The sequence below is a fragment of the Blautia sp. MCC283 genome, assembly GCF_018785565.1.
GTDB lineage: Bacteria > Bacillota > Clostridia > Lachnospirales > Lachnospiraceae > Blautia_A.
On the sequence record NZ_WQQB01000008.1, the window covers coordinates 118206 to 143917 of the forward strand.

The following is a 25712-nucleotide window of genomic DNA, read 5'->3' on the forward strand; positions in this document are numbered from 1 at the left end:
TGAATTGGGTGCAATAAATCCAGATGAAATCATTTCGATTCTCAAGGAAGAAATAAAGAACTATGACGAAATCAGCAAGGACCAGGAAGTAGGCACTGTCATCTCCGTGGGAGATGGTATCGCAACTGTTTATGGCATCGATCATGCCATGTACGGTGAGGTCGTGACCTTCGAGAATGGTCTGAAAGGTATGGTACAGGATGTCCGTGCCAACAGCATGGGATGTATTCTTTTCGGAAAGGATACAGGAATCAAGGAAGGCACCAAGGTTGCCAGAACTGGCAAGCAGGCAGGTATTCCGGTAGGGGATAAATTTATCGGAAGAATCGTGAACGCACTTGGTGAGCCTATTGATGGAAAGGGAGAGATCCAGGCAGAGGAATACCGCCCGATCGAGAACCCGGCTCCTGGAATCATCGACCGTAAGTCTGTAACTGTACCTCTGGAAACGGGAATCCTTTCTATTGATTCCATGTTCCCGATCGGCCGTGGACAGCGAGAGCTGATCATCGGCGACAGACAGACAGGTAAAACATCCATCGCAACCGATACGATCATCAACCAGAAAGGTAAGAATGTGATCTGTATCTATGTTGCCATCGGACAGAAAGCTTCTACCGTTGCAAAGGTAGTTTCCAATCTTGAAAAATACGGTGCAATGGAGTATACAACCGTATTCTCCGCAACAGCCAGCGACTGTGCACCGCTTCAGTATATTGCTCCTTATGCTGGTACTGCTCTTGCAGAGTATTTCATGTATCAGGGTAAAGATGTACTGATCGTATATGATGATCTTTCCAAGCATGCAGTGGCATACCGTGCGCTGTCACTTCTGCTTGAGCGTTCTCCGGGACGTGAAGCTTATCCTGGTGACGTATTCTACCTCCATTCCAGACTTCTGGAGCGTTCCAGCCGTCTGAGTGAAGAGGCAGGTGGCGGATCCATCACAGCACTTCCGATCATTGAGACTCAGGCCGGTGATGTATCTGCATATATTCCTACAAACGTAATTTCCATCACAGATGGTCAGATTTTCCTGGAAAGTGATCTGTTCTTCTCAGGTATGCGTCCGGCAGTCAATGTTGGTCTTTCTGTATCCCGTGTTGGTGGTGCGGCACAGACCAAGGCTATGAAGAAAGCTTCCGGTAGTGTACGTATCGACCTGGCACAGTACAGAGAGATGGAAGTGTTCACTCAGTTCAGTTCAGATCTGGATGAGGCTACAACTGCACAGCTGAAATACGGAAGCTGTCTGATGGAGCTTCTGAAACAGCCGCTCTGCAGCCCGTTAAGTCTTCATCAGCAGGTAATTACTCTCTGCGTTGCGACTCACAAGCTGATGGTAGATGTAGAAAAGAAAGAGATCAAGAAATATCAGAAGGATCTTCTGGAGTACTTTGATAATGTATATCCTGAGATCGGCAAAGAGATCGAGACTACAAAGCAGCTCTCTGATGAGCTTGTAGAGAAAATCGTAAAGGCGGCAGAAGAATTCAGAGATAAGAGCAGGTAGGTGTTGATATGGCAAATGCAAAAGAAATACAGACTCGTATGAAAAGCATTCAGGACACCATGAAGATCACCAATGCGATGTACATGATTTCTTCTTCCAAGATGCAGAAGGCCAAGAAGATCCTGCAGGACACGGAACCATATTTCTATAATATGCAGGCTGCCATTGCCAGAATCCTCCGTCATATGCCGGATATCCAGCATCCTTTCTTCAGTGAGCGTCATCTTGTTCCAAAGGAAGAGAGAAAGGTAGGTACCATTGTCATTACAGGTGATAAAGGTATGGCTGGTGCATACAATCATAATGTACAGAAAATGACAGAAGATTTCATGGAAGAGGTACCGGGACATCATAAACTGTATGTTCTGGGTATGGTAGGACGTCAGTATTTCGGCAAGAGAGATGTGGATATGGACGGCAGTTTTCAGTATACAGTACAGAAGCCGACCATGCACAGAGCGCGTCTTATCACAGAAGAGATCGTACGGGCATTTCTGGAAAGAGAGCTGGATGAAATTCACATTGTCTATACACAGATGCAGAATGCAATGGCGATGGAGAATGTGAATATGCAGCTTTTACCGCTGAAAAAAGCTGATTTTAAAGTTGGTCAGGTTCCGGCAGACATTTACCAGGAGGAGATCGTGTTATCTCCATCTGCGGATGTACTTCTGGATACCATGATCCCGAACTACCTTACAGGTGTGATCTATGGATGTCTTGTAGAGGCATATGCCAGTGAGAACAATGCGAGAATGACAGCAATGCAGTCCTCTACAGATAATGCGAAGGCGATGCTGAAGGATCTTTCCATTCAGTACAACCGTGCACGTCAGGCTGCGATCACGCAGGAGATCACAGAGGTTATCAGCGGTGCTAAAGCACAAAAAAGGAAGTGATGACTATGAATAAAGGTAAGATTGTACAGGTTATGGGACCTGTTGTAGACGTTGTTTTTGAAGACGGACAGCTTCCGAATATCAAGGATGCGCTTGAAGTTGAGAACAACGGTAAGAGATGCGTTATGGAGGTGTCCCAGCACCTTGGAAATAATATCGTACGCTGCATCATGCTGGGAGCCAGTGAGGGCCTGCAGCGGGACAGAGAAGTAACAGCTACCGGAAGCGGCATCAAGGTTCCGGTTGGAGATAAAACACTTGGTCGTCTGTTCAACGTTCTTGGAGATACCGTAGATGGTGGTGAATCTCTGGAGGGCGAAGAACATTGGGTCATCCATCGTGATCCGCCTTCATTTGAAGAACAGAAACCGGCAGTTGAGATCCTGGAGACAGGTATCAAAGTTATCGACCTTCTTGCACCATATGCCAAAGGTGGTAAGATTGGTCTGTTCGGTGGTGCCGGTGTTGGTAAGACAGTCCTTATCCAGGAGCTGATCCAGAATATCGCTACCGAGCATGGTGGATATTCTATTTTCACCGGTGTCGGTGAGCGTTCCCGTGAGGGTAATGACCTTTGGACAGAGATGAAGGAATCCGGTGTTCTTGAAAAGACAGCCTTAGTGTTCGGACAGATGAACGAGCCGCCTGGAGCACGTATGCGTGTTGCTGAGACAGGACTTACCATGGCAGAGTATTTCCGTGATCAGGAGCACAGAGATGTACTTCTTTTCATTGATAATATCTTCCGTTTTGTACAGGCAGGATCTGAGGTTTCCGCTCTGCTTGGACGTATGCCATCCGCAGTAGGATATCAGCCTACACTGGCAACTGAGATGGGTGAACTGCAGGAACGAATCGCATCTACCAAGGAAGGATCTGTTACATCTGTACAGGCAGTATATGTACCGGCCGATGACTTAACTGACCCGGCTCCGGCAACAACATTTGCCCATCTGGATGCAACAACAGTTCTTTCCCGTAAGATCGTTGAGCAGGGTATTTATCCGGCTGTAGATCCTCTGGAATCTACTTCCCGTATCCTGGAGGCAGATATTGTCGGTGAAGAACACTATGAAGTAGCACGTAGAGTACAGGAGATTCTTCAGAAGTATAAAGAACTGCAGGATATCATTGCTATCCTCGGTATGGAAGAGCTTTCAGAGGAAGATAAGCAGACTGTATTCCGTGCAAGAAAGATCCAGAAGTTCCTTTCCCAGCCATTCCATGTAGCTGAGAACTTCACCGGTATCAAAGGTAAATACGTACCACTGAAAGAGACCATCCGTGGATTTAAGGCAATCATCGATGGCGAGATGGATGATTATCCTGAGAATGCATTCTTTAATGTTGGAACTATTGATGACGTAATTGCAAAAGCAAAAGCCGAGGAGAACCGGCAGTAAGGAGCGGCTATGAGTGAGACATTTGGCCTGGAAATTTACGCCAGCAATAAACTGGCTTATGCAGGACGTGCTCAGAAGCTCATTATTCCGGCAGTGGATGGTGAGCGGGGATTTCTTGCTCATCATGCGAATGTCGTAGAAGCTATCATTCCCGGTGAGATGCGTTTTGCGGATGCAGAGGGCAATGAGCATATTTTTGCGGTGAGCAGCGGATTTGTTGAGATGATCAACAACCGTGCCAAGCTGTTCTGCCTCAGCGTAGAGAGCCCGGAGGAGATTGATATCCGCCGTGCACAGGAAGCCAAGGAGCGTGCAGAAGAGCAGCTTCGTCAGAAGCAGAGCATTCAGGAGTATCATATGAACCAGATGGCTCTTGCGAGAGCGATGACACGTCTTAAAGTAACACATAAGCAGTAAAAAATATATTACAGAAAGCACCTGTTGAATAGTAAAATAAACGTAGATCATAAGTTGGTTACGTTTATGACCATGTGACAGAGCGGAATGAGAACAGCCGCTTTGTACAGAGAATATTCAAAAGGTGCTTTTTTATTATACTGATATAAAAAAGCCAGAGTATGCAAAGAAAAAGGAGGAGAAAAAATGAAGAAAGGAAGAGCAAAAAAATTACTGGGTATCTGTATATTTCTTATGGGTCTCATGATCTTTTCCGTACTGCCAGTGCAGGCGGCAGCACCCAGGATGTATACAATTCAGCCGGGAAAAACCTGGACAAGGTATGATATTACCGGCGATGGAAAGAAAGACAGGGTTAAGGTTGTCCGGAAAAAAAGTCAGTATGATGGGTGCTGGAACGGTGCAGATATTTATGTAAATAATACAAAAGTCTGTGCAATAAATAAAGCTTTTATGGATATGTCCATTCGTATTATTACATTATCTAATGGAAAACCTTTCCTGTGTCTGAGAGGTGGTACGGATAATGATATCAGTGTATTCCACGGACTTTATCAGTACCGTAACGGAAAAATCGTTCAGGTTGTAAATTTCATTAATGAAACATATGGACGACCGGTAAATGAAGCGAAAATTTACCTGAGTGGTAATACAGTTCGTGTAAGAACGGAGGCTATGTCATATTCTCTTGGATATTGTACAACAGAATTTACATACAAATATCAGAAAGGAACATTACTTCGTACATCCAATTACGGAAAATATATAAAACTTAATGCTGCTAACAAGAGAACAGGACTTTTTGCAGCGGCAAAGAACATACAGGCGTACACAACTCCCACTTCCGGAAGTAAAGCATTTGTGATCCGCAAGAATACGGGTGTGAAAATTCTGAATTTCTGGACCGCTGGGAATAAGATGTATATCCGTGTAAAAAATGGTTCCAAAACAGGCTGGATCAAAGCAGTAACATTTAAGGAATCACAGGGCTATGCAGGGTCACCGCAGTTTTCCAGGGTTATGTATACAGGCTGATGAAAATAAAAAGATCCGTTGTCGGAAGACTTCGGATCTTTTTTTGAAGTTACTGATTATTCAGAGGAAGAGGTATCTTTCTTATTTTCGGAAAGGACAGTATTTTCAGAAGGAATACTATTTTCAGAAGAAATATTGTCCTGAGAAGAAAATGTCTCAGGATTTTTTTCAGCAGCTTCTGAATTATCATCAGGGGAAGCTATTTGCTGATATGGACGGTACGGTTCCCAATAATGCTCATCTTTATTTTTTTCTTCCTCCAGTTTCTTTTTTTGTTGAGTGAGCAGATAAATACCTGCAGCAATGATACCGATAGCAATGGCAATCTGAGGAAGACTGTTGCAGATTTCATAGGCATAGTGGGACAGATTATCCGGTATAATGAGGTACAGAAGACTTGTGAAACGGCTCCACAGGATACAGATACCGAACAGGATCAGAATCCATGCAGTTACATTTCTGTGCTTCTGGAGGAACTTTCCCATATTACCGGAAAACTGATCCATGTGAAGAACGTAATTGTCATCAATAGAGTAAAATTCTTCTTCTGACAGGGATTTCAGATTATGGACATTAAAGAAACTGTAGAACCATATCACGGGGAGAAACATGGCCAGCCATCCAAGACCGGTAATGGAAGCCAGCGCGATTGAGCCCCAGAACAGCAGCATAATGCTGATCCCCTGTTTTTTGAATCCCATGTACATTTCCCCGGCACCGGGGATCAGAGAAAAAATAAATACCCAGAAACCATGTTTTTGTTTTTTCATAAATTATTTGCCTCCGTTTATAATTTTATTCGTAAGATCATTCAGATTATCACTGATATTCTGAGAATGTTCGTAAAGATGTGACCCTACCTGTTCAGAAATCCAGTTCAGTCCGGACCCGATGTTAAAAGATGAAGAGATTTTTGTCCGGGTTTCCCGGGAAGGTCGTAAAGTGGTAAAATCACTCTGTGATACAGAAAAAAGCATGATCAGTGCCACACCCATTCCAACAGCGGTACGTAAACCTGCACAGAGAAGCCGGAACCAGTAAGCGGTTTCGCGGATTTTTCTGGAAGCAGTTACCTCCGGTGAAGAAGCTTTTTTCATAATTTCTTCCTGCAGATAAGAAGGGGCAGGTACAGAAGCAGTCTCTTCCTCCTGAAGCAGCTGGTCGAGGCAAAAATCACATTGCTCCATATGTTCCAGAAAATGGATCATTTCTTCAGTATCCATAGTTCCGCTTTGAAATTTCTGTAACTCATCCTGTGGTATATGCATCTAATCGCTCCTTTCCAGCAGTGCCTTCAGCATGGATCTTGCACGGTAAATCTGCGTCTGGACTGTTTTGGTATTTTTGTTCTGCGCTTTTGCAATCTCTGCGGCAGTTTTTTCTTCGCAGAAATGTGCGGTGGCTACTTCCCTGTAGGGACTTTTCAGATCTGAACACAAATGCCGGATCTGATTCTGGAAATCTTTGTCCAGAAATGCTTCTTCCGGGGAGGATTCTTTATCATGGAGCTGTTCAAAATAAGTATCCTCTGTAGGGATGGTACGTCTGCCGGCAGCTTTCAGATGATCCAGGCACTTGTGGACTGCGATCTTGCTGAGCCAGGCTTTTTCGTAAGTACCGTCAAAACGGGAGAGATTTTTGTAGGCGGAAAGAAAAACATCCTGTGTCAGATCCTCGGCGTCAAAAGGATTGCCCACCGATTTCAGACAAATGGAAAATATTAAATTTTGGTATGTATGTATCAGATATTCCAGATATTCTTCCCGTGTGATGTGATCAGCTCCTTTCTCAGCCCGTTCACTTATTATAACGCGTAAGACAGAGATAAAACTTCAGTTTTAAAAGCAATTTTTTGAAAAAAATAGAATTCTTATAGCAGGGAACCCCAAATTGGTCTATACTATAAAACGTCAAAGCAGAGATGCAGAAAGGATGAGACAGATGACAGAGACAAAACGCTTATATTATGAAGATGTATATAAAAAAGAATTCACAGCCAAAGTCCTGGAGTGCAGAGAAGCAAAAAAAGGCTTTCACATTATTCTGGACGAGAGTGCCTTTTATCCGGAAGGCGGCGGACAGCCAAGTGATGCCGGATATCTGAACGACGTGAAAGTGAAAGAAGTACATGAAAAAGATGGAGAACTTCTTCATTATACAGATAAACCGCTGGAAGCAGGAACAGAAGTACAGGGTCGTATCGACCGGGCAAGAAGATTTGATCTGATGCAGCAGCATTCCGGTGAGCATATGGTCAGCGGCCTGATCCATGAGGCCTATGGATATGATAATGTGGGCTTTCATATGGGCAGCGATACCATCACTGTAGACCTGAATGGTCCATTGGATGAGACACAGCTTGCCGAGATCGAGCAGAAAACAAATGAAAAGATCTGGGAAGACACTGAGGTGAAAATCTTATATCCTACAGCTGAAGAACTGGAAAAAATTGATTACCGAAGCAAAAAAGAACTCACCGGCCAGGTGCGTATTGTGGAATTTCCGGGCGTGGATATCTGTGCATGTTGCGGAACCCATGTGACACATACCGGAGAGATCGGTATGGTGAAGCTTCTTTCTGTGGAAAAATTCCGTGAAGGTGTCCGTATTGAGATGATCTGTGGAAAACGTGTTCTGGATTACCTGAATATGGTCAATGACCAGAACCATCAGATTTCCGTAAAACTTTCCGCAAAGATGGACAAGACCGCGCAGGCAGTAGAACGCCTTCAGGAGGAGAATTTCCGCCTGAAAGGTCAGGTTGGCCAGATGGTGGATGATATGTGTCAGAAAGAGGCAGAGCGCTATGCAGGAAGTGGAAGCGTTCTCATCTTTATGGATGGAATGGATGCAGACAGTGTGCGAAGACTTGCAGATGCCGTGACACAGACCTGCCAGGGTTGTTGTGCGGTATTTTCCAGAAATGCAGATGGAAGTTTCAAGTACGCAATGGGTGAAAAAGACGGCGATCTCCGCCAGTTTACAAAAGAAATGAATGCAAAATTAAACGGACGGGGAGGCGGAAAGCCATTCTTTGTACAGGGATCTGTACAGGCAACAGAGGAAGAGATTCGAAGATTTTTTGAGCAGTGATGAAAATGTTTGGAGAATGTCATGCACATATATTTCTTAACGGCTACGATTACCGGAAAGCCGTTGAGACACAGAAAAACGGGCCCCAGGATGCGCTGATCCGAAGTCATCTTAAGGAATATCAGAAAAGAGGAATCCGTTTTGTAAGAGACGGAGGAGATCATTATGGTGTTTCCAGAAGAACCGCACAGCTGGCCGGTGAATATGGAATTGATTACCGCACGCCGGTTTTTGCCATTTATAAAGAAGGGCATTATGGAAAAATTGTCGGAAAAAGTTTTTCGAATATGAAGGAATATCACCGCAGGGTTCTGGAAGCTGCTGAGGAAGGGGCGGATTTTATCAAGATCATGACTACCGGCCTTCTGGATTTTGAGGATCATGGAAAGATCACGGGAACTCCGCTTTCAGCGGCAGAAGTAAAAGAAATGGTACATATTGCACATGAAGAAGGCTTTGCAGTGATGAGCCATACCAATGGGAATTATGGAGTGCAGGCTGCAGTTGAAGCCGGTGTTGACAGCATTGAACACGCCAATTACATGGATGAAGAAACGCTTTCCATGCTGGCAGACAGCAGAAGTGTGTGGGTACCTACTCTTGTGACGGTCCGGAATCTGATGGATTGTGGAAGATTCGAAAATGAGATTCTGTCCTCTATTATCCGGACAGGCGAGGAAAATCTGAAAAAAGCTTTCAGGAAAAAAGTGCATGTGGCAGTAGGCAGTGATGCCGGTGCATTTAAGGTTCTTCACGGAAAAGGTACGGAAGATGAATGCAGAGCTTTTTTTGACATTTTGGGTGAGACACCGGAGGTATGCGCCTGGATGGAAGAGGGGGAAGAAAGAATCCGAACTCTCTTCCGTCACGGGTCTTCGAATTTAATACAGGTATAAATATTGGAGGTGCGTGATTTCGCAGGGTTAAAGGTAACCCGGAGATCCGCACCTTCTTCCATTCCGCTTGTGGAAAGATCCTGGACATTTTCACGGCTGCAGAGGATTTTTACTCCATCATAAGTCTGGATCAGCACAGTATTGGCGGTTGTACCGAGGATTGTACCGGTTACAGTGGAAGAAATATTGCGGATAGAAAGTGTATCCGGATCTTCACCTGTAATTCCGCGGATTTTCATGCCGTTAGTGGATTCCCCATTAAATTTACCGGTATAAATAATATTTACATAAGAACCAGGAGCCATGCCGCCTTTAAAGTATACAGGAACAGAAGTGAGTGGAACAGTCAGTTCCGACCCCGTAGTCTGAGGGACAACAGTCATGGTACTGGTGCTGACACTTACAATTTTTGCCCGGAGATGCTGTTCTTTTTTCTTCGGTGCCGGAGAAGGGGTGGGAGTTGCCGCAGGTACTTTCAGTGGATCGGTATCAGAGACACTGATTACTTTTGTGAAACTGCCATCGTACTGTTTATCACCAACTATGGTTTCGTTAATGAATTTGCCGCGAAAATGGACATAGACCCACCTGCCGGCTTTGATTCCTTTTTTATAGTATTGTCTGACACCGGTGACAGGAAAAGTTACGGTATTTCCTTTTTCTGTAACGATAACGAGTGCATTGGAAGTAAGTTTTTTTACTTTTCCCTTCAGTGTGCGATTTTCCAGAGGGGTTTCGTTATGATATTTGTCAGTTACTTTGATCGGAGAAATGGTGCTGATATCTGTTCCGGAAAGCTGCCCCTGATAGATTACGCTGACCTGGTCGCTGAATACAACACCGTATTTACATTCCAGTCTTGTCCTGGAAACGTCAAATACATAAGTTTCTCCGTCGCTGGAAATAGTCATATTTGTGCCGTCAAAATTCTGCAGTGTGCCGGTAATTTCATCCATATAAACCCGTTCTTCCAGGGAAGAATCCGATGCTTCCCGGGAGGTGGGATCTGAAGATGTGGCATCTGAAATTTTATCCTGAAGGGAAATAATGTGATCATCGATCTGATCATTGCTGCAGCCGCCCACAAACAGGGAAAGGCCCAGAATCATACATGCAGCAGACAGTTTTTTCATTTGTGTCCTCCGACCTGGGATAACGGTCAGTCCTGTTTATCTGTAAGGTCCTGGGATTCCGGTACCGGCATAAAATCAAAGATCTGGCGGAAGGATTCCCATTGCTCACGGCTGTCTATTCCATGGTTGATCAGACCCGTGCATTCAGTACAGGCATTGGTATCCAGATAATTTTTGTAATTAATATGATAGGGATTTTTTGTGTTTTTTTCCTGCGGATCATTCATGGGATCAGTCTCCTTATTGATTGATAAGGATCAGTATATGAAAGCAGGAAAGATTTTATACATGTTAAAAGTATTATAGCAAAAAGATTTTTTGATTTCTACAGGGATTTTTGGAAAATCCCCGTATTTACTGAAAGCGTGTTCCAACAGGCTGGACGCGGAACCAGTAAGTGTAAAAATACCGGAAACCAAGAGAACTGTAAAGCTTTTCAGCGGAATCATTGTTCTTTACCACCTGGAGATAGGCGTGGCTTGCGCCTCTTTTTTTGCCTTCATTAAGTAGACCGGTGCAGATCTGACGGGCGTATCCTCTGCGGCGGTAATCTTCACGCACATGGATCGCATAGATACCAATATAATCACGATCCAGAATTCCAAGCCCTGTGGCAATGATCTGGCCGTTTTTTGTGATGGAAGCACAGACGGTTTCTTTAAGAATTGCACGGTACATGGAAGGAACCACACTCCTGTGGATCGGATTCGTAGTTTTTTTCAGGTCAAAAAGACTGTGGATCCAGAAATCAGGAATTTCATTGGTAAAGAGCACATCGGTGACAGGCGTGTCCAGAACAGCCTGGGCCAGATCTACAGTCATGACATTGGTCACATGCTGAATGGAATAGCCACGGTTTTCCAGCATGTAGTCAAAATCCTGAGATACAAGTGGACTGATCTTGAAGATCGCAGGAGTTCCAAGGCGCTTATAGACCTGCTCGCAGTAGGGGATTTTTTCCCGCCATGGAAGGGTGGACGTTCCAAACTGTTCCACGCTGTTGGTTCTGTGAGTATAAAAGTAAGAAAAACGTAGAATCCATCCGTCATAAAGTTCCATTTTATGGGAGGGCCATGCATTCAGTGACATATCTTCAATTTTTTTGATTGCTTTTTCCATAACATTACCTTTCTGCTGTAATCAATGTATAAAGTTTTTCAGCCAGAATCCGGTGTCCCTGCCTGGTAAGATGAATGCCGTCTTCCGTTATGGCTGACATTCCATGCAGAGAAGCTTTCTGATGCAGATCGTCTTGCAGCGGGACAAAAACGGCGCCGTATTTTTGACTGATTGTTCGGATATGGACGGACATCTGAGAAAGAAGGGGGAACCAGGAAGCGTAGCAGCGTGGCCATGGGAAAACAAATGGCTCCAGGAAAAAAAGCTTCCGTTTCCGGGAGCCTGTGCCGGAGAGCTTTCGGGCAAGCTGTTCATACCGGGCTGCGAATATTTCCATTAAATCCTGCTGTTGTGCGGACGAACGGCGGGTGTTCATCATGATTCCAATATCGTTGATTCCGATCAGCACAGTAACAATATCCGGATCAGAGGCTTCCAGCCAGGAATCCATGTTCTGAAGAAGCCGTTCCAGGGTAAAACCATCAATTCCTCTGTTTTCGATGGAAAAATCATTCCCGGTGTTGCAGAGCAGGCCGGAGAGAATCTTCACATAGCCATTTCCCAGAGGATCCGTGGAAAAAAGCCGTCCACAGTCTGTGATACTGTCGCCAAGACACAGGAGACGGGGCATAAAAGTTCCTTCTTTCTGTAACATTTCGTGCTTTGATAGTAGCACTTACACTCACAGTGGTCAAGCGCATGAAATATCGGAAAATGGGTAAAAAACGAATAAACGTGAAAAACATGAAATTTTTTTAAAAAAATTAAAAAAAGTACTTGCATTTTGAAAAGAAGTGTTATATACTAACGAAGTCGGTTGAGGGAAACAACTTAAACGACAGAAACAAATGAACATGGCCAGTTGGTCAAGGGGCTAAGACGCCGCCCTCTCACGGCGGAAACACGGGTTCGATTCCCGTACTGGCTATTAGCTGAAAGCAGTTAGAAACCTTATTCTAACTGCTTTTTTCGTTGTTTGAAAAGCGTTAAAGAACCAGGGTGTCATCAAAAATGTCATCAGGATATCCGGCGCAGAGGTGTGTTGCAGAGATCTGTCCGAATGTCAGAATTTGTCGAACGAAAATGCTGGACAAAAGCTTTTAAGAATCCTATAATAAGTTTCACCAGAGATCTTCTGGTATCGATCACCGCCAGGTCAGGCGGGAAATTCCACATTTATGATAACTGAATAAACATATATTTTATGGAAGGAGGCATGTATATCTTTGGGTGGTTTTTTATCCGTAGTAATCTCTGCGATGGCCGTCTGGATGGATCTCAGAGAGGAAGCTGTGGATAATAGCTGGGTACTTTTTTCGATTATGGCAGGTTTTTTACTACAGCTTTTGGAAAAGGGGCCGAAAGGCATGATCATATTCCTGACAGGAGCAGCAGTTCCACTTATTCTTCTCGGAATTCTGTTTATATTCCGGATGCTTGGAGCGGGAGATGTTAAGATTTTGTGTGCTCTGGGTGGAATCATGGGTCCACGGACAGTTACAGAATGTATCGTTTATTCATTGCTTGCAGGTGCAGGCATTTCTCTGGCAATTCTTATTTCTACAGGCGGTATCCGCCAGCGAATCCTCTATTTATATCAGTATATGAATGAATTTTACTGTACAGGCGAAATCCGTCCTTATTACAGAAAAGGAATGAAGCATCCGGAGAATTTTCATTTTACAGTGCCGATCTTTTTGAGTGCATTGCTTTATGCAGGAGGTGTGTATTGAAGAAAAACATATTTGCAGTCTGTGATCTGGAGGTGGATTATGCATTCAATTTCATGGACTATCTGAACCAGAAAAGAAATCTTCCTTTTGAAATCCAGGCATTTACAACAGCGGAGAGTCTGCTTGCCTATGGAAAAGAAAATCATATTGAGTTGCTGCTGATTTCCGATAAGGCTATGCGGAAAGAAATCCGTGAGATCGGAATAGGGAAGATCATCATTCTTTCGGAGGGAGTACACCCACCGGAACTGGATCAGTATTCAAGTGTGTATAAATACCAGTCTTCTGCAGATGTAATACGGGAAGTAATGGCCTGTTATGGAGAAGAGAAAGTGCTGAATCCGGTAGCGTTTCCGGCCCTGAAGAAAACAATGGAGATCGTAGGTGTTTTTTCACCCCTTGGAAGATGTCTGAAGACATCGTTTTCTCTTGCGCTTGGACAGATTTTGGCCAGAGAACGAGCTGTTCTTTATTTGAATCTTGAAGAGTATTCCGGATTTGAAGAACTGCTTGGGAAATCATTTTCCACGAATCTGAGCGATCTTTTTTACTATGTAAGACAGGGAAACGAGAATCTGATCCACAGGATGAACGGAATGATCCAGACGATCAATAATCTGGACTTTATACCTCCTGTGCGGATGCCTTCAGATATCCGTACGGTATGCTGGGAAGACTGGGAACGTCTTCTGCAGGAAATAACGTTGCACAGTTCCTACGAAGTGCTGATCCTGGATATGGGAGGAAATGTAGATGAAAATTTTCAGCTTCTGGATCTGTGCAGCAGAATTTATATGCCGGTCCTGAATGATACAGTTTCTGTATGCAAAATGACGCAGTTTGAAAATCTGCTGAAGATCTGGAATAAAGAAAAAATTCTGGAAAAAACAGAAAAAGTGCATTTGCCTTTTCATATGGATAACATATCTTCCGAGACTTATGTAGAACAGCTGGTCTGGAGTGAACTGGGAGATTATATCCGTAGTCTTCTGAGAAAGGAGCGGTCATGAACAGAGAAAAATTCAGAGAAATACATGATCTGCTTATGGAGCAGCTGGATGTATCCAGGGAACTGTCTGATGAGGAAATCCTGGAGGTGATCGATGAACTGATACTGAATCAGTCAAAAGAGTTGTTTTTTTCCCTGAAAGAAAAAGTGGGGCTTCGGCAGGAACTGTTCTGTTCTGTGCGAAAGCTGGATGTTCTACAGGAACTGATCGAAGATGAAAGCATAACGGAGATCATGGTAAACGGACCGGACAATATCTTTGTGGAGAGGGCCGGAAAACTTACCAGATGGAATAAAACTTTCACCTCGAAAGAAAAGCTGGAGGACGTGATACAGCAGATTGTGGGGAGGTGTAACCGTGTTGTAAATGAATCCATGCCGATTGTGGATGCAAGACTGGAAAACGGCGCACGTGTCAATGTAGTTGTTTATCCGGTAGCGTTAAATGGTCCGATCCTGACGATCCGGCGTTTTCCTGACGATCCGATAACTATGGAAAAGCTGATTTCTTTGGGTAGTATTACAGAGGAATGTGCACAATTTCTGAAAAAACTGGTGCAGGCCAGATATTCCATTGTGATCGGTGGTGGTACAGGCAGCGGAAAAACAACCTTTCTTGGTGCTGTTGCGGAATATATCCCGAAAGATGAACGACTGATCACAATTGAAGATAATGCGGAACTTAAGATCCGAGGAATTGACAATCTTGTGTGTCTGGAAGCAAAGATGGCGAATATGACAGGGGCTGTATCTGTAACAATTCGTGATCTGATCAAATCGGCTCTTCGAATGAGGCCGGACCGGATAATAGTCGGAGAAGTACGAGGCGGAGAGGCCATGGATATGCTGCAGAGTCTGAATACTGGCCATGATGGGAGTCTTTCCACACTTCATGCAAACAGCAGCCGTGATATGTTGTCCAGAATTGAAACAATGACACTGATGGGAATTGATCTTCCGCTGGAAGCAATACGGCGACAGATTGCATCAGGGGTGGATATTCTGGTACATCTCGGACGTATGAGGGACAGAAGCAGAAAACTGCTGGAAGTTACAGAGGTGTGTGGATTCCAGAACGGAGAGATTCAGACCAGACCTCTTTACCGTTGGGAAGAAGGAAAAGGGCTTGTAAAGGCCGGAGAACTTTTACATCGTGAAAAAATGGAACGGGCGGGAATCAGATTATGAAAAAGCAGAAAGGAAAGAATCAGAAATGGGAATTTACGAGGAAAGATTACAGGAAGTATCAATTTACGGTGAAAGAAGCAGCGAAATATCTTCTGGAAGGAGCTGTCATCTGCGCAGCAGTCGATTATCTGTTTTATCAGAGCCTGCTGGTACTGCTGTTTATGCTTCCCCTGCCGGTACTTTTTCTGAAAATACAGAAAAAGAAATGCATTGTTCGCCAGAAAAGAAATCTGAATTATCAGTTCCGTGATGCACTGACGTCTATGAATGTGGCGGTGCAGGCAGGGTATTCCGCAGAAAACGCGGTACGTGCTACAGTGAAGGATCTGGCAAGACTTTATGAAAAAGGAAGTGATATTCTGGATGAATTCCGCTATATCGAAAGTCAGCTGCGTTTAAGCGTTCCGGTTGAAGAATTATTTCTGGACCTGGGAAAGCGCAGTGGAGTGGAAGATATTGAAAATTTTGCGGCAGTATTTTATACCGCGAAACGGACAGGAGGAGATATGACACAGGTGCTTCAGAAAGTAGCACGAATGCTTGGAGACAAGATTGAAGTTAAAAAAGAAATTGAGGCAACACTGGCTACAAAAAAAGCAGAACAGATGGTTATGAGCATTATGCCGGCAGGAATCATCTGTTATCTGAAACTGACATCGCCAGGATTTCTGGATGTGCTTTATGGAAATCCTTTTGGTATCTGTGCAATGACAGTATGTATGGGAATCTATGGGTTGTCATACTGGCTGGGTGTGAAAATTGTAGATATAGAAGTGTAGGTGTGTGAGATGTGGGTACATATTGTGATATTTATGGTTATTCTGGGGGCAGTTCTTGCCGGAAAACTGGGGCGGCTTCCGCCATGGGCAGAAAATACGGAAAGACAGAAACTTTTTATCCTGGTGGCACTTGCCGGAAACATCGTCGGAATGCTCCTGACATTACAAAGTGGAGGAGGCACGGTGTATTCATCCGGTTACCGTATGGAAAAAGAGGAGACAGGTGCTTACGAAGAGAAATTCATAGTATCTGTAGACGGAAAAGAATCTGGTTCTCTGTATGTACAGGTACCGGAGAAAGAAACGGAAGATACCGGAGAAGAGACAGAGCCGGAAAAAGAACTGAGCGAAGAACAGCAGCGCGAGAAAGAACTGCAGGATATGATCGCACAGTATAACCAGAAAAAGAATGATCCGGAATATTATTATCTCCCGGATACGTGGAATGGAAAACATCTGGAATGGGAGCAGCCGAAAGATACGAAAGGAAATCTGATCGCCGCACTTGGCCTGGTAGCCGCACTTGCGGTGGTAATTGGCAAAGAGAGGGAAAAGCAGACTGTTCAGGCAAAAAGAAAAGAGCAGATGCTGATGGATTATCCCGGTCTGATCATGAAATTTACACTTCTGGTACAGGCTGGTTTAACTGCAAGAAAGGCATTTCAGAAGATCGCTCTGGACTATGGAAAAAAAGAAAATGGAAAAGAGCGGGCGGCTTATGAAGAAATCCGGACAACATGTTATGAAATGGACAGTGGAATTTCTGAGGCAGAGGCATATCGAAGATTTGGAGAGCGATGTGGACAGGTAAAATATAAAACACTTGCAACACTGCTGATCCAGAATCTTCAGAAAGGAAGCAGGCATCTGTCGGATCTGCTGGAAAAAGAATCTGTGGAAGCATGGGAAGAAAGAAAAAGAAAAGCAAGAGTACTTGGCGAAGCGGCAGCAACGAAACTGCTTTTGCCAATGGTACTGATGCTGCTGGTGGTAATGGCAGTAATTATGCTGCCTGCGGGTCTTTCCTTTTATGGAGGATAAAAAAGCACAGGGCAACAGAAATGCGAGGTGACAAATGAAAAATATATGGAGATGTGTGAAAGAATTTGCGATAGAAGAAGATGCGGTAGGAGTTGTGGAAATTATCCTGATTCTGGTGGTTCTGATCAGTCTGGTCGTCATCTTTAAGGAACAGCTTACCGCTCTTGTCAAAAAAATTCTTGCAAAAATCACAAAACAAAGTAATGCAATCTGAGAATAAGAAAAAACGGTAGAATATCCTGACGTTTTGGAAAGGAGAGTACCCTCTTGGTGAAAACAGTGAAAAAGGGCAGTATCACGATTTTTCTGGCACTGATCTTAAGTCTGATCCTGTCTCTTGTAAGCGCAAGTATTGAATCAGTACGCATGTCAGCTGCCAGAACGCAGATCCTGAACAGTATGGATATCGGTCTGTATTCTCTGTTCGGACAGTATGACCGGACACTTCTGGAGGATTATGACCTGTTTGCATTATATGCAGGCGGGAAAGAGGAACCGGATATGGCATCCGTATATGAGAATTTTCAGTCCTATATGAAGCCTGTGTTAAAACAGAACAGCCAGAAACTGGAACTTCTGCAGGGTGGCTTTAACGGATATCGTATGCTGACTGATGGAAACGGCGAAGTGTTTTTTGGGCAGGCGGTCAGATATATGCGTGAAACACTGGGAAGTCAGGGGGTACAGATCCTTCTTGGAAAATTACAGGACCAGGAAGAGAAAACAGAAGCAGCAGAACGAAAAGGAGAGCAGGCGGAAAATGAAGATACAATGAATTCTTATGACTCAGAGATTTCGGATGCTGCACAGAAAAGTGAAGAAGCCGAAAAGAACCAGGAAAATCAGAAAGATTCGGGCGATTTTGGAGATGGAGGAAGCAGTGAAGATTTTACCGGTGGTGTAAACAAAGATGTGGAAAATCCTATTCCTGTGATTCGAAGAGTACGAAAAATGGGACTGATCGATCTGGTAGTTCCGACAGAACGTGGGATTTCAGATGCTGTTACGGACAAAAGAACACTGACATCTGGAAGAACGCTTCAAACAGGAATGCTGATGGATTCCGGCATACAGACCGATAATTCGTACACTTCGGGAATTCTTTTCGGACAGTATCTACTGAAAAAACTGGGAAATTACCGAAAGCCGGCTGCATCAGGGCTGAATTATCAGGTGGAATATATTCTTGGTGGAAAAAACAGTGACAGAGAAAATCTCAAATCTGTAGCTGCAAAACTTCTCCTGATCCGGCAGGGCGTTAATATGGCACATCTATTAGCTGATGGAGGAAAACGAATTCAGCTGGAGACATTGTCACTGGCGATCGCATCCAGCTTTCTGGTTCCGCCGGCAGCTGCAGTGATCGAAGCGGCATTGCTCGTATGCTGGGCTTTTGCGGAGAGCGTACTGGATGTCCGGGAACTTTTTGCGGGCGGTCATGTTCCTCTTGTAAAAAATGCGTCAGACTGGCAGTTGTCATTAAGCAACCTGTCTCACATTCTGGATCATCTGGACACATCGAGGAAAGACTCTAAAGGGGGAATGTCCTATGAAGATTATCTGCGTGTGCTTCTTATTGCCAAGGGAAAGCAGGAAAAGGTGATAAGAGGAATGGATATGATTGAATGTTCGATCCGCGAAAAAGGGAAAAGACCGGGATTTCGGATGGATCACTGTATTGTTGCCCTGGAAGCTTCTGCAGATGTAAAAGCAAATAACAAGAAAACATTTACAGTCACACGACAGTATGCATATGAATAGAAAGAGAGGTGTACAGGGATGCTTTTTCAGAAAGAAAAAGAAGATAAAAATCAGATAAACAGACTGGATCAGAAAAGAGAAAGGCGCTCTCCGAGAAGGTTTTTTCTGCTTTCCCCGATGAGCAGGAAACCACTTTCTGGAAAGGCATCCCTGTGCACCTTTTTGAAAAGGGCAAGTCTTACCGTGGAAGCTGCTCTGGTTCTTCCGATATTTTTGTTTGGTGTGATCACTTTGATCTCGTTTATGGATATTTATAAAGTGCAGACAGAGCATCTGACAGAATTGTGCCAGAAGGCCAAGGAGGCGGGAATGTATGCATATGGAGCCGGTAATTCCGGAGCGGAGAATATCGTATTGCCAGATGTATATTCCTGCCAGCCTGTAGGCGGTTTACTGCCGTTACCAAGGGTCTGGTTCCACAATACAGTAAAAGTTCATGCGTGGACAGGTGTGAAATATGAAGAAGAAAACACGGCGGCAGAAAATCAGCCAATGGTATATGTCACAGAGTCAGGAACTGTATATCACAGAAAACTGGGATGCAGCTATCTGAATCTGTCGGTACAGCAGGTATCAGGATCAGCTGTGAAAAATATGAAAAATACATACGGCGAAAAGTATCAGGCATGTGAACTGTGTAGCCGTGGTCAGGAACCCGCAGGTGTTGTATATATCACAAAAAAGAGCAATCGTTTTCATAACAGAGAAAGCTGCAGTGCATTGAAACGATCTGTCCGTATGGTGAAAGAATCGGAAGTATCCGGAGAAATGAGTGCGTGTGGACGTTGTGGATGAGAGGAGAAGCTATGAGCAGAGGCGAAATATGTATGATGGCATTTCTTGGAATTAATACATGGACAGATATCCGGAAAAAAGAGATTTGTTTTCCGGTGTTTTGTCTGTTCCTGGCGGGAGGTATATTGTGGAGGATAACAGAAGGAAGTTTGTGGCCGGATGGGCTGATTTCAATGGGAATCGGGATATTTGCCGCAATAATATCTGCGCTCACAGGAGGAGAGATCGGAGCAGGAGACGGTCTCCTTATAATAGCAATGGGGTCTGTGATGACAGCAGGAGAGCTGATCGGAATACTTTTTGCTGCGCTTTTGCTGTGTGGGATATATTCCGGAATTCAGCTTCTCGTGTTAAAAAAACAGAGGGATATTGAAATACCGTTTGTACCATTTTTGCTTGCAGGATATCTTGGAGGTGTATTTTTGTGAAAAAACTGAAAAAAGGAAGTTTTACGTTGGAAGCGGCACTGCTGATGCCGTTATTGCTCACGGTTATTATGAGTATGTTGTATCTGGATTTTTTTGTACATAACAGGGCGTGGTTGACAGCAGCTGCATATGAGGCGGCAGTAAGTGGCAGTATGGAAGGATATAAAAAAGAAGCAAATATATATGAGACAGCGGATATTCAGGGACGGATGCTTGGAAGCCAGGGACTGCCTGGAGGGGAAAACCTGAGTATGCAGACAAATGCGGGAAAAAATGTGCAGGTAACTTATCGTATGGAGATACCGGCAGGGTTTCTCGGACAAAAATGGAATATTACAGTCAGCGGAACAGCGAAACCGTTACGTCCTGTAGGATGGATACGCAGGATAAAGGGAGCGGCAGATGCGCTGAAAGAGGTGAAAAATTAAAATGAGATCAGAATATAAAAGAGATATGAATCATAATTATCTGATACTGACAGGAGAAGATACGATTAATACGGATTCTTATCAGGTGAGGATGATTGTGGCAAATGTGGTACCTGATCTTCTGCAATGCCGTATTCAGGGAATCGATGGAAAATTTATGGTGTATTATGATGTGACTTCCAGACATTCGATGACTGCACTTTTCGAAAACAGAAAAATCGGAATGGAAGAACTTCAGGTAATTCTTGGCGGTTTTATTCAGGTGATGGAAGCGATGTCGGAATATCTTCTGAATCCCTGTCAGCTGATCCTGGAGCCGGAATATATTTATCTGGACGCGGAAAAGAACAATGTTCGCTTTTGCTATATGCCCGGATTTCATGGAGAGATACAGGAGCAGTTTCAGAATCTTGCAGAATATCTTCTTCCAAAACTGGATCATGAGGATGGAAAGGCAGTTATGCTGGGGTACAGTGTATACAGAAGGGCACTGGAGGACAGCTTTCATCTGGAATATATCAAGGAAGAATTGTATAAAGTAAGCAATGGAAATCAGGAAGATTTTGAAGCATATGAAAAAAAACAGGCAACTGTATCAGTACAGAAGGAAGTAACATCGGAGAAAGAACAGGAAGAATTGTGGGATATGGAAAACTGGGAACGGGACTCTGAAGCAGAAGCAGAAAAATCAAAAAAGGCAGGAAAGAGAAAAAAGAAAAAGTCGAAAGAGGATGCAGAAAAGAAAACAGATATAGGGAAAAAAGCAGCGGGATTTGCGGCAGCTGTTCTGGTTCTGCTGGGAGCTGCCATGGGAATGGCAACAGGATACCTGCCCAGGGTAAGCACTGAAATTTTTCTGTGTGGAGTTCTGGGAATAATGATCCTGGGGATGTTATCTTTCTGGCTGATAAAAAGATTTTCCAGGAAAGAACAGGATCTTCCGGTGAAAATATCAGAAAAGAAAAATTCTGTGAAAAAAGATTCTGCATATTCAGAAGAAAAGAATATGGATACGGATATAGAGGAAGGAATAAAAACGGAATGGGAAGAGAAAATGGAAAAAACATCAAAGAAACACGGAGAAAAACAGGAAATGATAAGAGAGGCAGAAGAGGGATTCGGAGAAACCATGGTTCTTACGTCAGGCTTGGTGAAGGGTCCGGCCACACTGGTAAGCCGTGAACCGGGAGAACTGGCAACGATATATCTTGAACAGGAGATTGTTGTGATCGGAAAACTGGAGACAGCATCAGACGCTGTGATCAATATGCCTACGGTCAGCCGGATTCATGCCAAGATCAGAAAAAGAGACGGAGAATATTATCTGACAGATCTGAATTCCAGAAATGGAACATCTGTTAATGGGCAGATGTTGAAAGCTGGAGAAGAACATCTATTGAAAGATGAGGATGAAGTAGATTTTGCACAGGCCCGCTATATTTTTTTGAGATAACAAAGCGAAAAAACAGGGTTTATGTCGTATTATATAGAAGACCGCAGGTTGTTTATATAATGAAAATCTGATAAAATAGTCCAATAAACTGACCACAAACTGGAAATGATTTTCCGGAGATGTTACAGAAAAGAGGACTTAAGTGGAAGAAATAAAAAAAGAACCTGTGACGATATTGCTGATTCTGTTAAATGCATTAATTTTTCTCATTGTAGAGATTACCGGTGGCTCTGAGAATGGACAACATATGCTGGAATGTGGTGCGGTTTATGCACCTCTGATCTTTGAACAGGGACAGTGGTATCGTATGTTTACCAGCATGTTCCTGCATTTCGGAGCTCCCCATCTGATCAATAATATGTTGGTACTGTTTGTTCTCGGACAACGGCTGGAACCGGTTGTTGGAAAAATAAAATTTATTCTGATTTATATTCTTGGAGGTCTTGGAGGAAATCTGCTCTCTTTGTTTTTTGATATGCAGACAGAAAAATACACATTATCCGCAGGAGCATCTGGTGCGGTATTTGCAGTTATGGGAGGAATGATCTATGTGATAATCCGTCACAGAGGAAAAGTTTCAGATCTGACCATAAGACAAATGCTGATCATGGCTGCGTTTTCTCTGTATTTTGGTTTTGCAAGTGAAGGTGTTGATAATATAGCTCATATTGGCGGTTTGCTGTGCGGTTTTCTGACTGCAGTGATATTCTATCATCCAAGAAAAATATGGAAAACGGTTCCCTGACCAGGGGTACTTTCTATGGAAATACTGCCATGGTGCGCTTCAGCTACCTGTCTGGAAATAGCAAGCCCCAGACCGGTGCCGTTTTCTTTTGTTGTAAAAAACGGCTGGAAGATACTTGCAAGCTGTTCTTTGGAAATTCCACATCCATTATCCTGAATATTGATACAAATACCAGATTTTTCAGTAAAAGCTGTCACAGAGATCTGTCCGCCGGGAACAGGAACTGCTTCCCAGGCATTCTTAAGAAGGTTCAGAAGCATCTGCCGGATTTGGATTCTGTCTAGCATCAGTGTCGGAAGATCATTGGGAATGTCTGTCACAAGACGGATATCCAGATAGTCCAGAGTAGGTTTGACAGAAGAAAGAACTGTTTTCAGATACATACCGGTATCGGTTGCTTCGGGTTTGACCCGTCCTGCGTTATTAAATGCAGAAAGTTCATCAAGAAGTTCCCGCACATAACTGAGATTATCCATAACATCATCCCAGTGTTCATAATCCTCAACTTCTGGATGGGCGGATGCGATCATCTGAAGTCCGCTGTTGATCAGAGTCAGCGGATTACGGATTTCATGAGAAAATTTAGAAAGTGTGTAATGAAAATCTTTTTTTAATTCATTAACTGTGTCGTCGTTGCACATGTTATCACCTCAAAAAAATATTAACATCAGAAATTCCAAATATCAACAAGAACAGTGTTGAAAAAATCGAGAAAATACGACAAAATAAGAATAACAACTATTTAAGCTAGGAGGATAAAACAATGGGAGATTGTATATTTTGTAAAATTGCAAATGGAGAAATTCCAGCAGCAACACTTTATGAGGATGAGGATTTTCGTGTAATTCTTGATCTGGGTCCGGCAAGTAAAGGTCATTCTCTGATCTTACCGAAAAAACATGCAGCTAATATTTATGAGCTTCCAGATGAGACAGCAGGAAAGGCAATGATCCTCGCAAAAAAAATGGCTGGAAAGCTGACAGATGCATTAAACTGTGATGGATTTAATATTGTCCAGAATAATGGAGAGATTGCAGGACAGACTGTATTTCATTTTCATATGCACCTGATTCCGAGATATAAAGGTGATGAAGTTGGACTGACCTGGAAAGCCGGAGAGCTCAGCGATGAGGTGAGAGATGAAATTCTGAAAAAGGTCAGAGACTGATAAATACCTACTAAAGAGAAAAAATGAAAAATCAGACATACGAAGAGTTTTACCTTAAATATCGAAAAATATCCAAAGCATACGCATACGGAATCCTGCACGACTGGAATATGGCAGACGATGTCAGCCAGGATGTACTTTATAAAATGTACAACATGAGAAAAGGACTGAATGTTGACAATGAAAAAATGATGTATTCCCTGATACGCAGATCTTCCGTGAATAAAGCAATGGATTATAAAAAGAAGTCCAGTTCCAGACATGAGTTTGTCTGTACAGAAGATATTTCTGAAATTCTGGAAGTTCAGAGATCTGTTGATGCGGAAGAAGTAATTCTGCGTAAAGAGAAGAAAGAATTTATGTACATGGTGTTGGAAAGATTTCGTGAAGAACAGCCTCTTAATTATGAAATCCTGATTCAGGTCAAATATCTGGATATTCCAGTTGAGATAGTTGCAGAAGAGTTTGGATTGACAAAGAGTGGTGTGAATAACAGGATATATAAGGCAAAGCGCTGGCTGAAAGAAGAGTTTCGTAAAGTTTACGAATAAAAAGAAACCCTGCCATTTCCTGGAAATGGCAGAGTTTTTTACAGAAAGTGAATGATCAGGAACGGGCGCATTCTTCAATAAGCTCTGTGATCTTGCTGATAGAATCTACACGACCGTTTCCAGCCATGGCTTCTGTATATTTCTGACGGTCAGTATAAAGCTGGTGGATGGTGTCCAGAAGTTTTGTTTCTGTGATTTCTTCTTCCTCCAGAACCATGCTGAATCCCTGGCGTTCAAAAGAACGTGCATTGAGAATCTGATCACCACGACTTGCTTTTGCGGAAAGTGGAATCAGAAGATTCGGTTTATGCAGCTCGCGGATTTCGCAGATTGCATTGGCACCTGCACGTGAAATCACAACATCAGCCATAGCGAACAGATCCGGAAGTTCATCCTGGATATATTCATACTGGACATACCCGGTGGTACCTTTAAGACTTTCATCGGTTTTACCTTTTCCGCAAAGATGAACAACCTGGAAATCTTTCAGAAGTTCCGGAAGGATCTTACGGACATTGTCGTTTACAGAAGCTGCGCCGAGACTGCCGCCAATAACCATAATTACTGGCTTGTCAGCAGTGAAACCACAGAATTTACGACCAGCGTCCGCATTTCCGGAAAGAAGTTCCTGACGGATCGGAGTTCCGGTAAGAACTGCTTTGTCAGCAGGAAGATTATTGACAGTTTCCGGGAAGTTGCAGCATATTTTTGATGCAGATGAGAGACAGAGTTTATTGGCGAGTCCGGGAGTCATATCTGATTCATGGATAAGTGCTGGGATTTTCAGGCGTTTTGCCGCAATTACAACAGGAACTGTAACGAATCCGCCTTTGGAAAAAACAACGTCCGGTTTCAGATCTTTCAGAATTTTTCTGGCCTGGCTGAAGCCTTTCAGGACACGAAACGGGTCAGAAAAGTTTTTTAGATCGAAGTAGCGTCTCAGTTTTCCAGATGAAATTCCATAATAAGGGATTCCAAGTTCTTCGATCAGTTTTTTTTCGATTCCTTCATAGGAACCGATATAGGAAATTGTATAACCCAGCTCCTTAAGTCTTGGGATCAGGGCAATATTTGGAGTTACATGGCCGGCAGTACCACCGCCGGTAAGTACGATGTGTTTCATTT

The 25712-nt window shown here is 43.5% G+C and carries 30 protein-coding genes and 1 tRNA gene; 22 read left to right on the plus strand and 9 right to left on the minus strand.

All coding sequences use genetic code 11. The features are described 5' to 3' along the window. Positions 1-4: 4 nt before the first annotated feature. The 5 genes from atpA (at position 5) to GPK81_RS02715 (ending at position 5267) form a co-directional block, all read left to right on the plus strand. Positions 5-1513 carry a F0F1 ATP synthase subunit alpha gene (gene atpA, locus GPK81_RS02695; protein ID WP_118169537.1) on the plus strand — a complete coding sequence of 503 codons (1509 nt, stop codon included), beginning with the start codon at positions 5-7 and terminating at the stop codon, positions 1511-1513. Between the two features lie 8 nt (positions 1514-1521). Continuing rightward, on the plus strand, positions 1522-2412 hold the full coding sequence (gene atpG / locus GPK81_RS02700; RefSeq protein ID WP_021977341.1) for an ATP synthase F1 subunit gamma: 891 nt from the start codon (positions 1522-1524) through the stop codon (positions 2410-2412). A 5-nt stretch (positions 2413-2417) separates the two neighbouring features. After that, entirely contained in the window at positions 2418-3815 is a 1398-nt protein-coding gene (gene atpD, locus GPK81_RS02705; RefSeq protein WP_021977342.1) for a F0F1 ATP synthase subunit beta, read from the plus strand. Between the two features lie 9 nt (positions 3816-3824). Continuing rightward, positions 3825-4232, plus strand: a complete 408-nt coding sequence (gene atpC / locus GPK81_RS02710; protein WP_021977343.1) for an ATP synthase F1 subunit epsilon — start codon at positions 3825-3827, stop codon at positions 4230-4232. A gap of 186 nt (positions 4233-4418) precedes the next feature. Further along, positions 4419-5267: a hypothetical protein gene (locus GPK81_RS02715; RefSeq protein ID WP_215706493.1), complete on the plus strand. Its 849-nt coding sequence runs from the start codon at positions 4419-4421 to the stop codon at positions 5265-5267. Between the two features lie 56 nt (positions 5268-5323). On the opposite strand, the gene GPK81_RS02720 is transcribed toward GPK81_RS02715, so the two are convergent. From GPK81_RS02720 to GPK81_RS02730, 3 genes are read right to left on the minus strand one after another with little or no spacing between them, the layout of a single operon-like run. Further along, complete coding sequence (locus tag GPK81_RS02720) at positions 5324-6037, minus strand: hypothetical protein (RefSeq protein WP_215706494.1); 714 nt, start codon at positions 6035-6037, stop codon at positions 5324-5326. A gap of 3 nt (positions 6038-6040) precedes the next feature. Next, entirely contained in the window at positions 6041-6535 is a 495-nt protein-coding gene (locus GPK81_RS02725; protein ID WP_215706495.1) for a hypothetical protein, read from the minus strand. Further along, positions 6536-7093, minus strand: a complete 558-nt coding sequence (locus GPK81_RS02730) for an RNA polymerase sigma factor (RefSeq protein ID WP_330597604.1) — start codon at positions 7091-7093, stop codon at positions 6536-6538. It lies immediately after the preceding gene. Between the two features lie 64 nt (positions 7094-7157). Between GPK81_RS02730 and GPK81_RS02735 the strand changes: the two genes are divergently transcribed. Together GPK81_RS02735 and GPK81_RS02740 are read left to right on the plus strand one after the other, a co-directional pair. Beyond that, entirely contained in the window at positions 7158-8360 is a 1203-nt protein-coding gene (locus tag GPK81_RS02735; RefSeq protein ID WP_256441802.1) for an alanyl-tRNA editing protein, read from the plus strand. A 5-nt stretch (positions 8361-8365) separates the two neighbouring features. Continuing rightward, a complete protein-coding gene (locus tag GPK81_RS02740; protein WP_118062401.1) occupies positions 8366-9256 on the plus strand; it encodes an amidohydrolase family protein in 891 nt (296 codons plus the stop codon). On the opposite strand, the gene GPK81_RS02745 is transcribed toward GPK81_RS02740, so the two are convergent. The 4 genes from GPK81_RS02745 to GPK81_RS02760 all read right to left on the minus strand — a co-directional run bounded on the left by GPK81_RS02745 (position 9226) and on the right by GPK81_RS02760 (position 12139). Further along, positions 9226-10389 carry a hypothetical protein gene (locus tag GPK81_RS02745; protein WP_118071306.1) on the minus strand — a complete coding sequence of 388 codons (1164 nt, stop codon included), beginning with the start codon at positions 10387-10389 and terminating at the stop codon, positions 9226-9228. The two genes, GPK81_RS02740 and GPK81_RS02745, sit on opposite strands and share 31 nt — an antisense overlap. A gap of 26 nt (positions 10390-10415) precedes the next feature. Continuing rightward, positions 10416-10616 (minus strand): hypothetical protein, encoded by a 201-nt coding sequence (locus tag GPK81_RS02750; protein WP_021977351.1) that lies wholly within the window; start codon positions 10614-10616, stop codon positions 10416-10418. A 127-nt stretch (positions 10617-10743) separates the two neighbouring features. Continuing rightward, positions 10744-11508 (minus strand): GNAT family N-acetyltransferase, encoded by a 765-nt coding sequence (locus GPK81_RS02755; protein WP_021977352.1) that lies wholly within the window; start codon positions 11506-11508, stop codon positions 10744-10746. A gap of 4 nt (positions 11509-11512) precedes the next feature. Beyond that, on the minus strand, positions 11513-12139 hold the full coding sequence (locus tag GPK81_RS02760) for an SGNH/GDSL hydrolase family protein (protein WP_215706497.1): 627 nt from the start codon (positions 12137-12139) through the stop codon (positions 11513-11515). Positions 12140-12364: 225 nt separating this feature from the next. On the opposite strand from GPK81_RS02760, the gene GPK81_RS02765 reads away from it, so the two are divergent. The 13 genes from GPK81_RS02765 (at position 12365) to GPK81_RS02825 (ending at position 22868) form a co-directional block, all read left to right on the plus strand. Next, a tRNA-Glu gene (locus GPK81_RS02765) sits at positions 12365-12436 on the plus strand. Between the two features lie 298 nt (positions 12437-12734). Continuing rightward, entirely contained in the window at positions 12735-13241 is a 507-nt protein-coding gene (locus GPK81_RS02770; RefSeq protein WP_021977354.1) for an A24 family peptidase, read from the plus strand. Continuing rightward, entirely contained in the window at positions 13238-14251 is a 1014-nt protein-coding gene (locus tag GPK81_RS02775) for a hypothetical protein (protein ID WP_118071303.1), read from the plus strand. Before GPK81_RS02770 ends, GPK81_RS02775 begins: the two co-directional genes overlap by 4 nt. Continuing rightward, positions 14248-15438, plus strand: coding sequence for a CpaF family protein (locus GPK81_RS02780; protein ID WP_215706498.1), 1191 nt, complete (start codon positions 14248-14250; stop codon positions 15436-15438). The genes GPK81_RS02775 and GPK81_RS02780 overlap by 4 nt, the downstream gene beginning before the upstream one ends. After that, the gene (locus GPK81_RS02785; RefSeq protein WP_118071302.1) at positions 15435-16217 is read left to right on the plus strand and encodes a type II secretion system F family protein; all 783 of its coding nucleotides are present in this window, start codon (positions 15435-15437) and stop codon (positions 16215-16217) included. Before GPK81_RS02780 ends, GPK81_RS02785 begins: the two co-directional genes overlap by 4 nt. Positions 16218-16226: 9 nt before the next feature. Then, complete coding sequence (locus tag GPK81_RS02790) at positions 16227-17258, plus strand: type II secretion system F family protein (protein ID WP_119248241.1); 1032 nt, start codon at positions 16227-16229, stop codon at positions 17256-17258. A gap of 34 nt (positions 17259-17292) precedes the next feature. Then, positions 17293-17472, plus strand: a complete 180-nt coding sequence (locus GPK81_RS02795) for a Flp1 family type IVb pilin (RefSeq protein WP_021977359.1) — start codon at positions 17293-17295, stop codon at positions 17470-17472. 56 nt (positions 17473-17528) lie between these two features. Further along, positions 17529-19019, plus strand: coding sequence for a DUF5702 domain-containing protein (locus GPK81_RS02800; protein WP_243003839.1), 1491 nt, complete (start codon positions 17529-17531; stop codon positions 19017-19019). 18 nt (positions 19020-19037) lie between these two features. Further along, the gene (locus GPK81_RS02805; RefSeq protein WP_021977361.1) at positions 19038-19814 is read left to right on the plus strand and encodes a TadE/TadG family type IV pilus assembly protein; all 777 of its coding nucleotides are present in this window, start codon (positions 19038-19040) and stop codon (positions 19812-19814) included. Positions 19815-19849: 35 nt separating this feature from the next. Next, positions 19850-20242, plus strand: a complete 393-nt coding sequence (locus GPK81_RS02810) for a prepilin peptidase (RefSeq protein WP_330384652.1) — start codon at positions 19850-19852, stop codon at positions 20240-20242. After that, positions 20239-20670 carry a TadE family protein gene (locus GPK81_RS02815; protein ID WP_242997086.1) on the plus strand — a complete coding sequence of 144 codons (432 nt, stop codon included), beginning with the start codon at positions 20239-20241 and terminating at the stop codon, positions 20668-20670. The genes GPK81_RS02810 and GPK81_RS02815 overlap by 4 nt, the downstream gene beginning before the upstream one ends. A gap of 1 nt (position 20671) precedes the next feature. Next, complete coding sequence (locus tag GPK81_RS02820; protein ID WP_215706499.1) at positions 20672-22123, plus strand: DUF6382 domain-containing protein; 1452 nt, start codon at positions 20672-20674, stop codon at positions 22121-22123. Positions 22124-22265: 142 nt separating this feature from the next. Continuing rightward, entirely contained in the window at positions 22266-22868 is a 603-nt protein-coding gene (locus tag GPK81_RS02825; RefSeq protein WP_021977365.1) for a rhomboid family intramembrane serine protease, read from the plus strand. Here the strand turns inward: GPK81_RS02825 and GPK81_RS02830 are convergent. Further along, positions 22835-23509, minus strand: a complete 675-nt coding sequence (locus GPK81_RS02830; protein ID WP_021977366.1) for a two-component system sensor histidine kinase NtrB — start codon at positions 23507-23509, stop codon at positions 22835-22837. The genes GPK81_RS02825 and GPK81_RS02830 overlap by 34 nt on opposite strands. A gap of 122 nt (positions 23510-23631) precedes the next feature. Here GPK81_RS02830 and GPK81_RS02835 point away from each other — a divergent pair, with 122 nt between their 5' ends. Both GPK81_RS02835 and GPK81_RS02840 read left to right on the plus strand, forming a co-directional pair. Next, the gene (locus GPK81_RS02835; protein ID WP_021977367.1) at positions 23632-24036 is read left to right on the plus strand and encodes an HIT family protein; all 405 of its coding nucleotides are present in this window, start codon (positions 23632-23634) and stop codon (positions 24034-24036) included. A 23-nt stretch (positions 24037-24059) separates the two neighbouring features. Then, positions 24060-24587, plus strand: a complete 528-nt coding sequence (locus GPK81_RS02840; RefSeq protein WP_215706500.1) for an RNA polymerase sigma factor — start codon at positions 24060-24062, stop codon at positions 24585-24587. 55 nt (positions 24588-24642) lie between these two features. On the opposite strand, the gene GPK81_RS02845 is transcribed toward GPK81_RS02840, so the two are convergent. Continuing rightward, positions 24643-25710, minus strand: coding sequence for an undecaprenyldiphospho-muramoylpentapeptide beta-N-acetylglucosaminyltransferase (locus GPK81_RS02845; RefSeq protein ID WP_021977369.1), 1068 nt, complete (start codon positions 25708-25710; stop codon positions 24643-24645). Between the last annotated feature and the right edge of the window lie 2 nt (positions 25711-25712).

Excerpts from the sequence above, each read along its gene's own strand:
- GPK81_RS02810 (WP_330384652.1), top strand. The coding sequence starts at position 19,850 with ATGGCATTTCTTGGAATTAATACATGGACAGATATCCGGAAAAAAGAG.
- GPK81_RS02740 (WP_118062401.1), top strand. The coding sequence starts at position 8,366 with ATGTTTGGAGAATGTCATGCACATATATTTCTTAACGGCTACGATTAC.
- GPK81_RS02715 (WP_215706493.1), top strand. The coding sequence starts at position 4,419 with ATGAAGAAAGGAAGAGCAAAAAAATTACTGGGTATCTGTATATTTCTT.
- GPK81_RS02795 (WP_021977359.1), top strand. The coding sequence starts at position 17,293 with ATGAAAAATATATGGAGATGTGTGAAAGAATTTGCGATAGAAGAAGAT.
- atpC (WP_021977343.1), top strand. The coding sequence starts at position 3,825 with ATGAGTGAGACATTTGGCCTGGAAATTTACGCCAGCAATAAACTGGCT.
- atpG (WP_021977341.1), top strand. The coding sequence starts at position 1,522 with ATGGCAAATGCAAAAGAAATACAGACTCGTATGAAAAGCATTCAGGAC.
- GPK81_RS02835 (WP_021977367.1), top strand. The coding sequence starts at position 23,632 with ATGGGAGATTGTATATTTTGTAAAATTGCAAATGGAGAAATTCCAGCA.
- GPK81_RS02790 (WP_119248241.1), top strand. The coding sequence starts at position 16,227 with ATGTGGGTACATATTGTGATATTTATGGTTATTCTGGGGGCAGTTCTT.
- GPK81_RS02750 (WP_021977351.1), bottom strand. The coding sequence starts at position 10,616 with ATGAATGATCCGCAGGAAAAAAACACAAAAAATCCCTATCATATTAAT.
- GPK81_RS02785 (WP_118071302.1), top strand. The coding sequence starts at position 15,435 with ATGAAAAAGCAGAAAGGAAAGAATCAGAAATGGGAATTTACGAGGAAA.
- GPK81_RS02820 (WP_215706499.1), top strand. The coding sequence starts at position 20,672 with ATGAGATCAGAATATAAAAGAGATATGAATCATAATTATCTGATACTG.
- atpD (WP_021977342.1), top strand. The coding sequence starts at position 2,418 with ATGAATAAAGGTAAGATTGTACAGGTTATGGGACCTGTTGTAGACGTT.
- GPK81_RS02780 (WP_215706498.1), top strand. The coding sequence starts at position 14,248 with ATGAACAGAGAAAAATTCAGAGAAATACATGATCTGCTTATGGAGCAG.
- GPK81_RS02725 (WP_215706495.1), bottom strand. The coding sequence starts at position 6,535 with ATGCATATACCACAGGATGAGTTACAGAAATTTCAAAGCGGAACTATG.
- GPK81_RS02845 (WP_021977369.1), bottom strand. The coding sequence starts at position 25,710 with ATGAAACACATCGTACTTACCGGCGGTGGTACTGCCGGCCATGTAACT.
- GPK81_RS02720 (WP_215706494.1), bottom strand. The coding sequence starts at position 6,037 with ATGAAAAAACAAAAACATGGTTTCTGGGTATTTATTTTTTCTCTGATC.
- GPK81_RS02840 (WP_215706500.1), top strand. The coding sequence starts at position 24,060 with ATGAAAAATCAGACATACGAAGAGTTTTACCTTAAATATCGAAAAATA.
- GPK81_RS02805 (WP_021977361.1), top strand. The coding sequence starts at position 19,038 with ATGCTTTTTCAGAAAGAAAAAGAAGATAAAAATCAGATAAACAGACTG.
- GPK81_RS02830 (WP_021977366.1), bottom strand. The coding sequence starts at position 23,509 with ATGTGCAACGACGACACAGTTAATGAATTAAAAAAAGATTTTCATTAC.
- GPK81_RS02755 (WP_021977352.1), bottom strand. The coding sequence starts at position 11,508 with ATGGAAAAAGCAATCAAAAAAATTGAAGATATGTCACTGAATGCATGG.
- GPK81_RS02745 (WP_118071306.1), bottom strand. The coding sequence starts at position 10,389 with ATGAAAAAACTGTCTGCTGCATGTATGATTCTGGGCCTTTCCCTGTTT.
- GPK81_RS02760 (WP_215706497.1), bottom strand. The coding sequence starts at position 12,139 with ATGCCCCGTCTCCTGTGTCTTGGCGACAGTATCACAGACTGTGGACGG.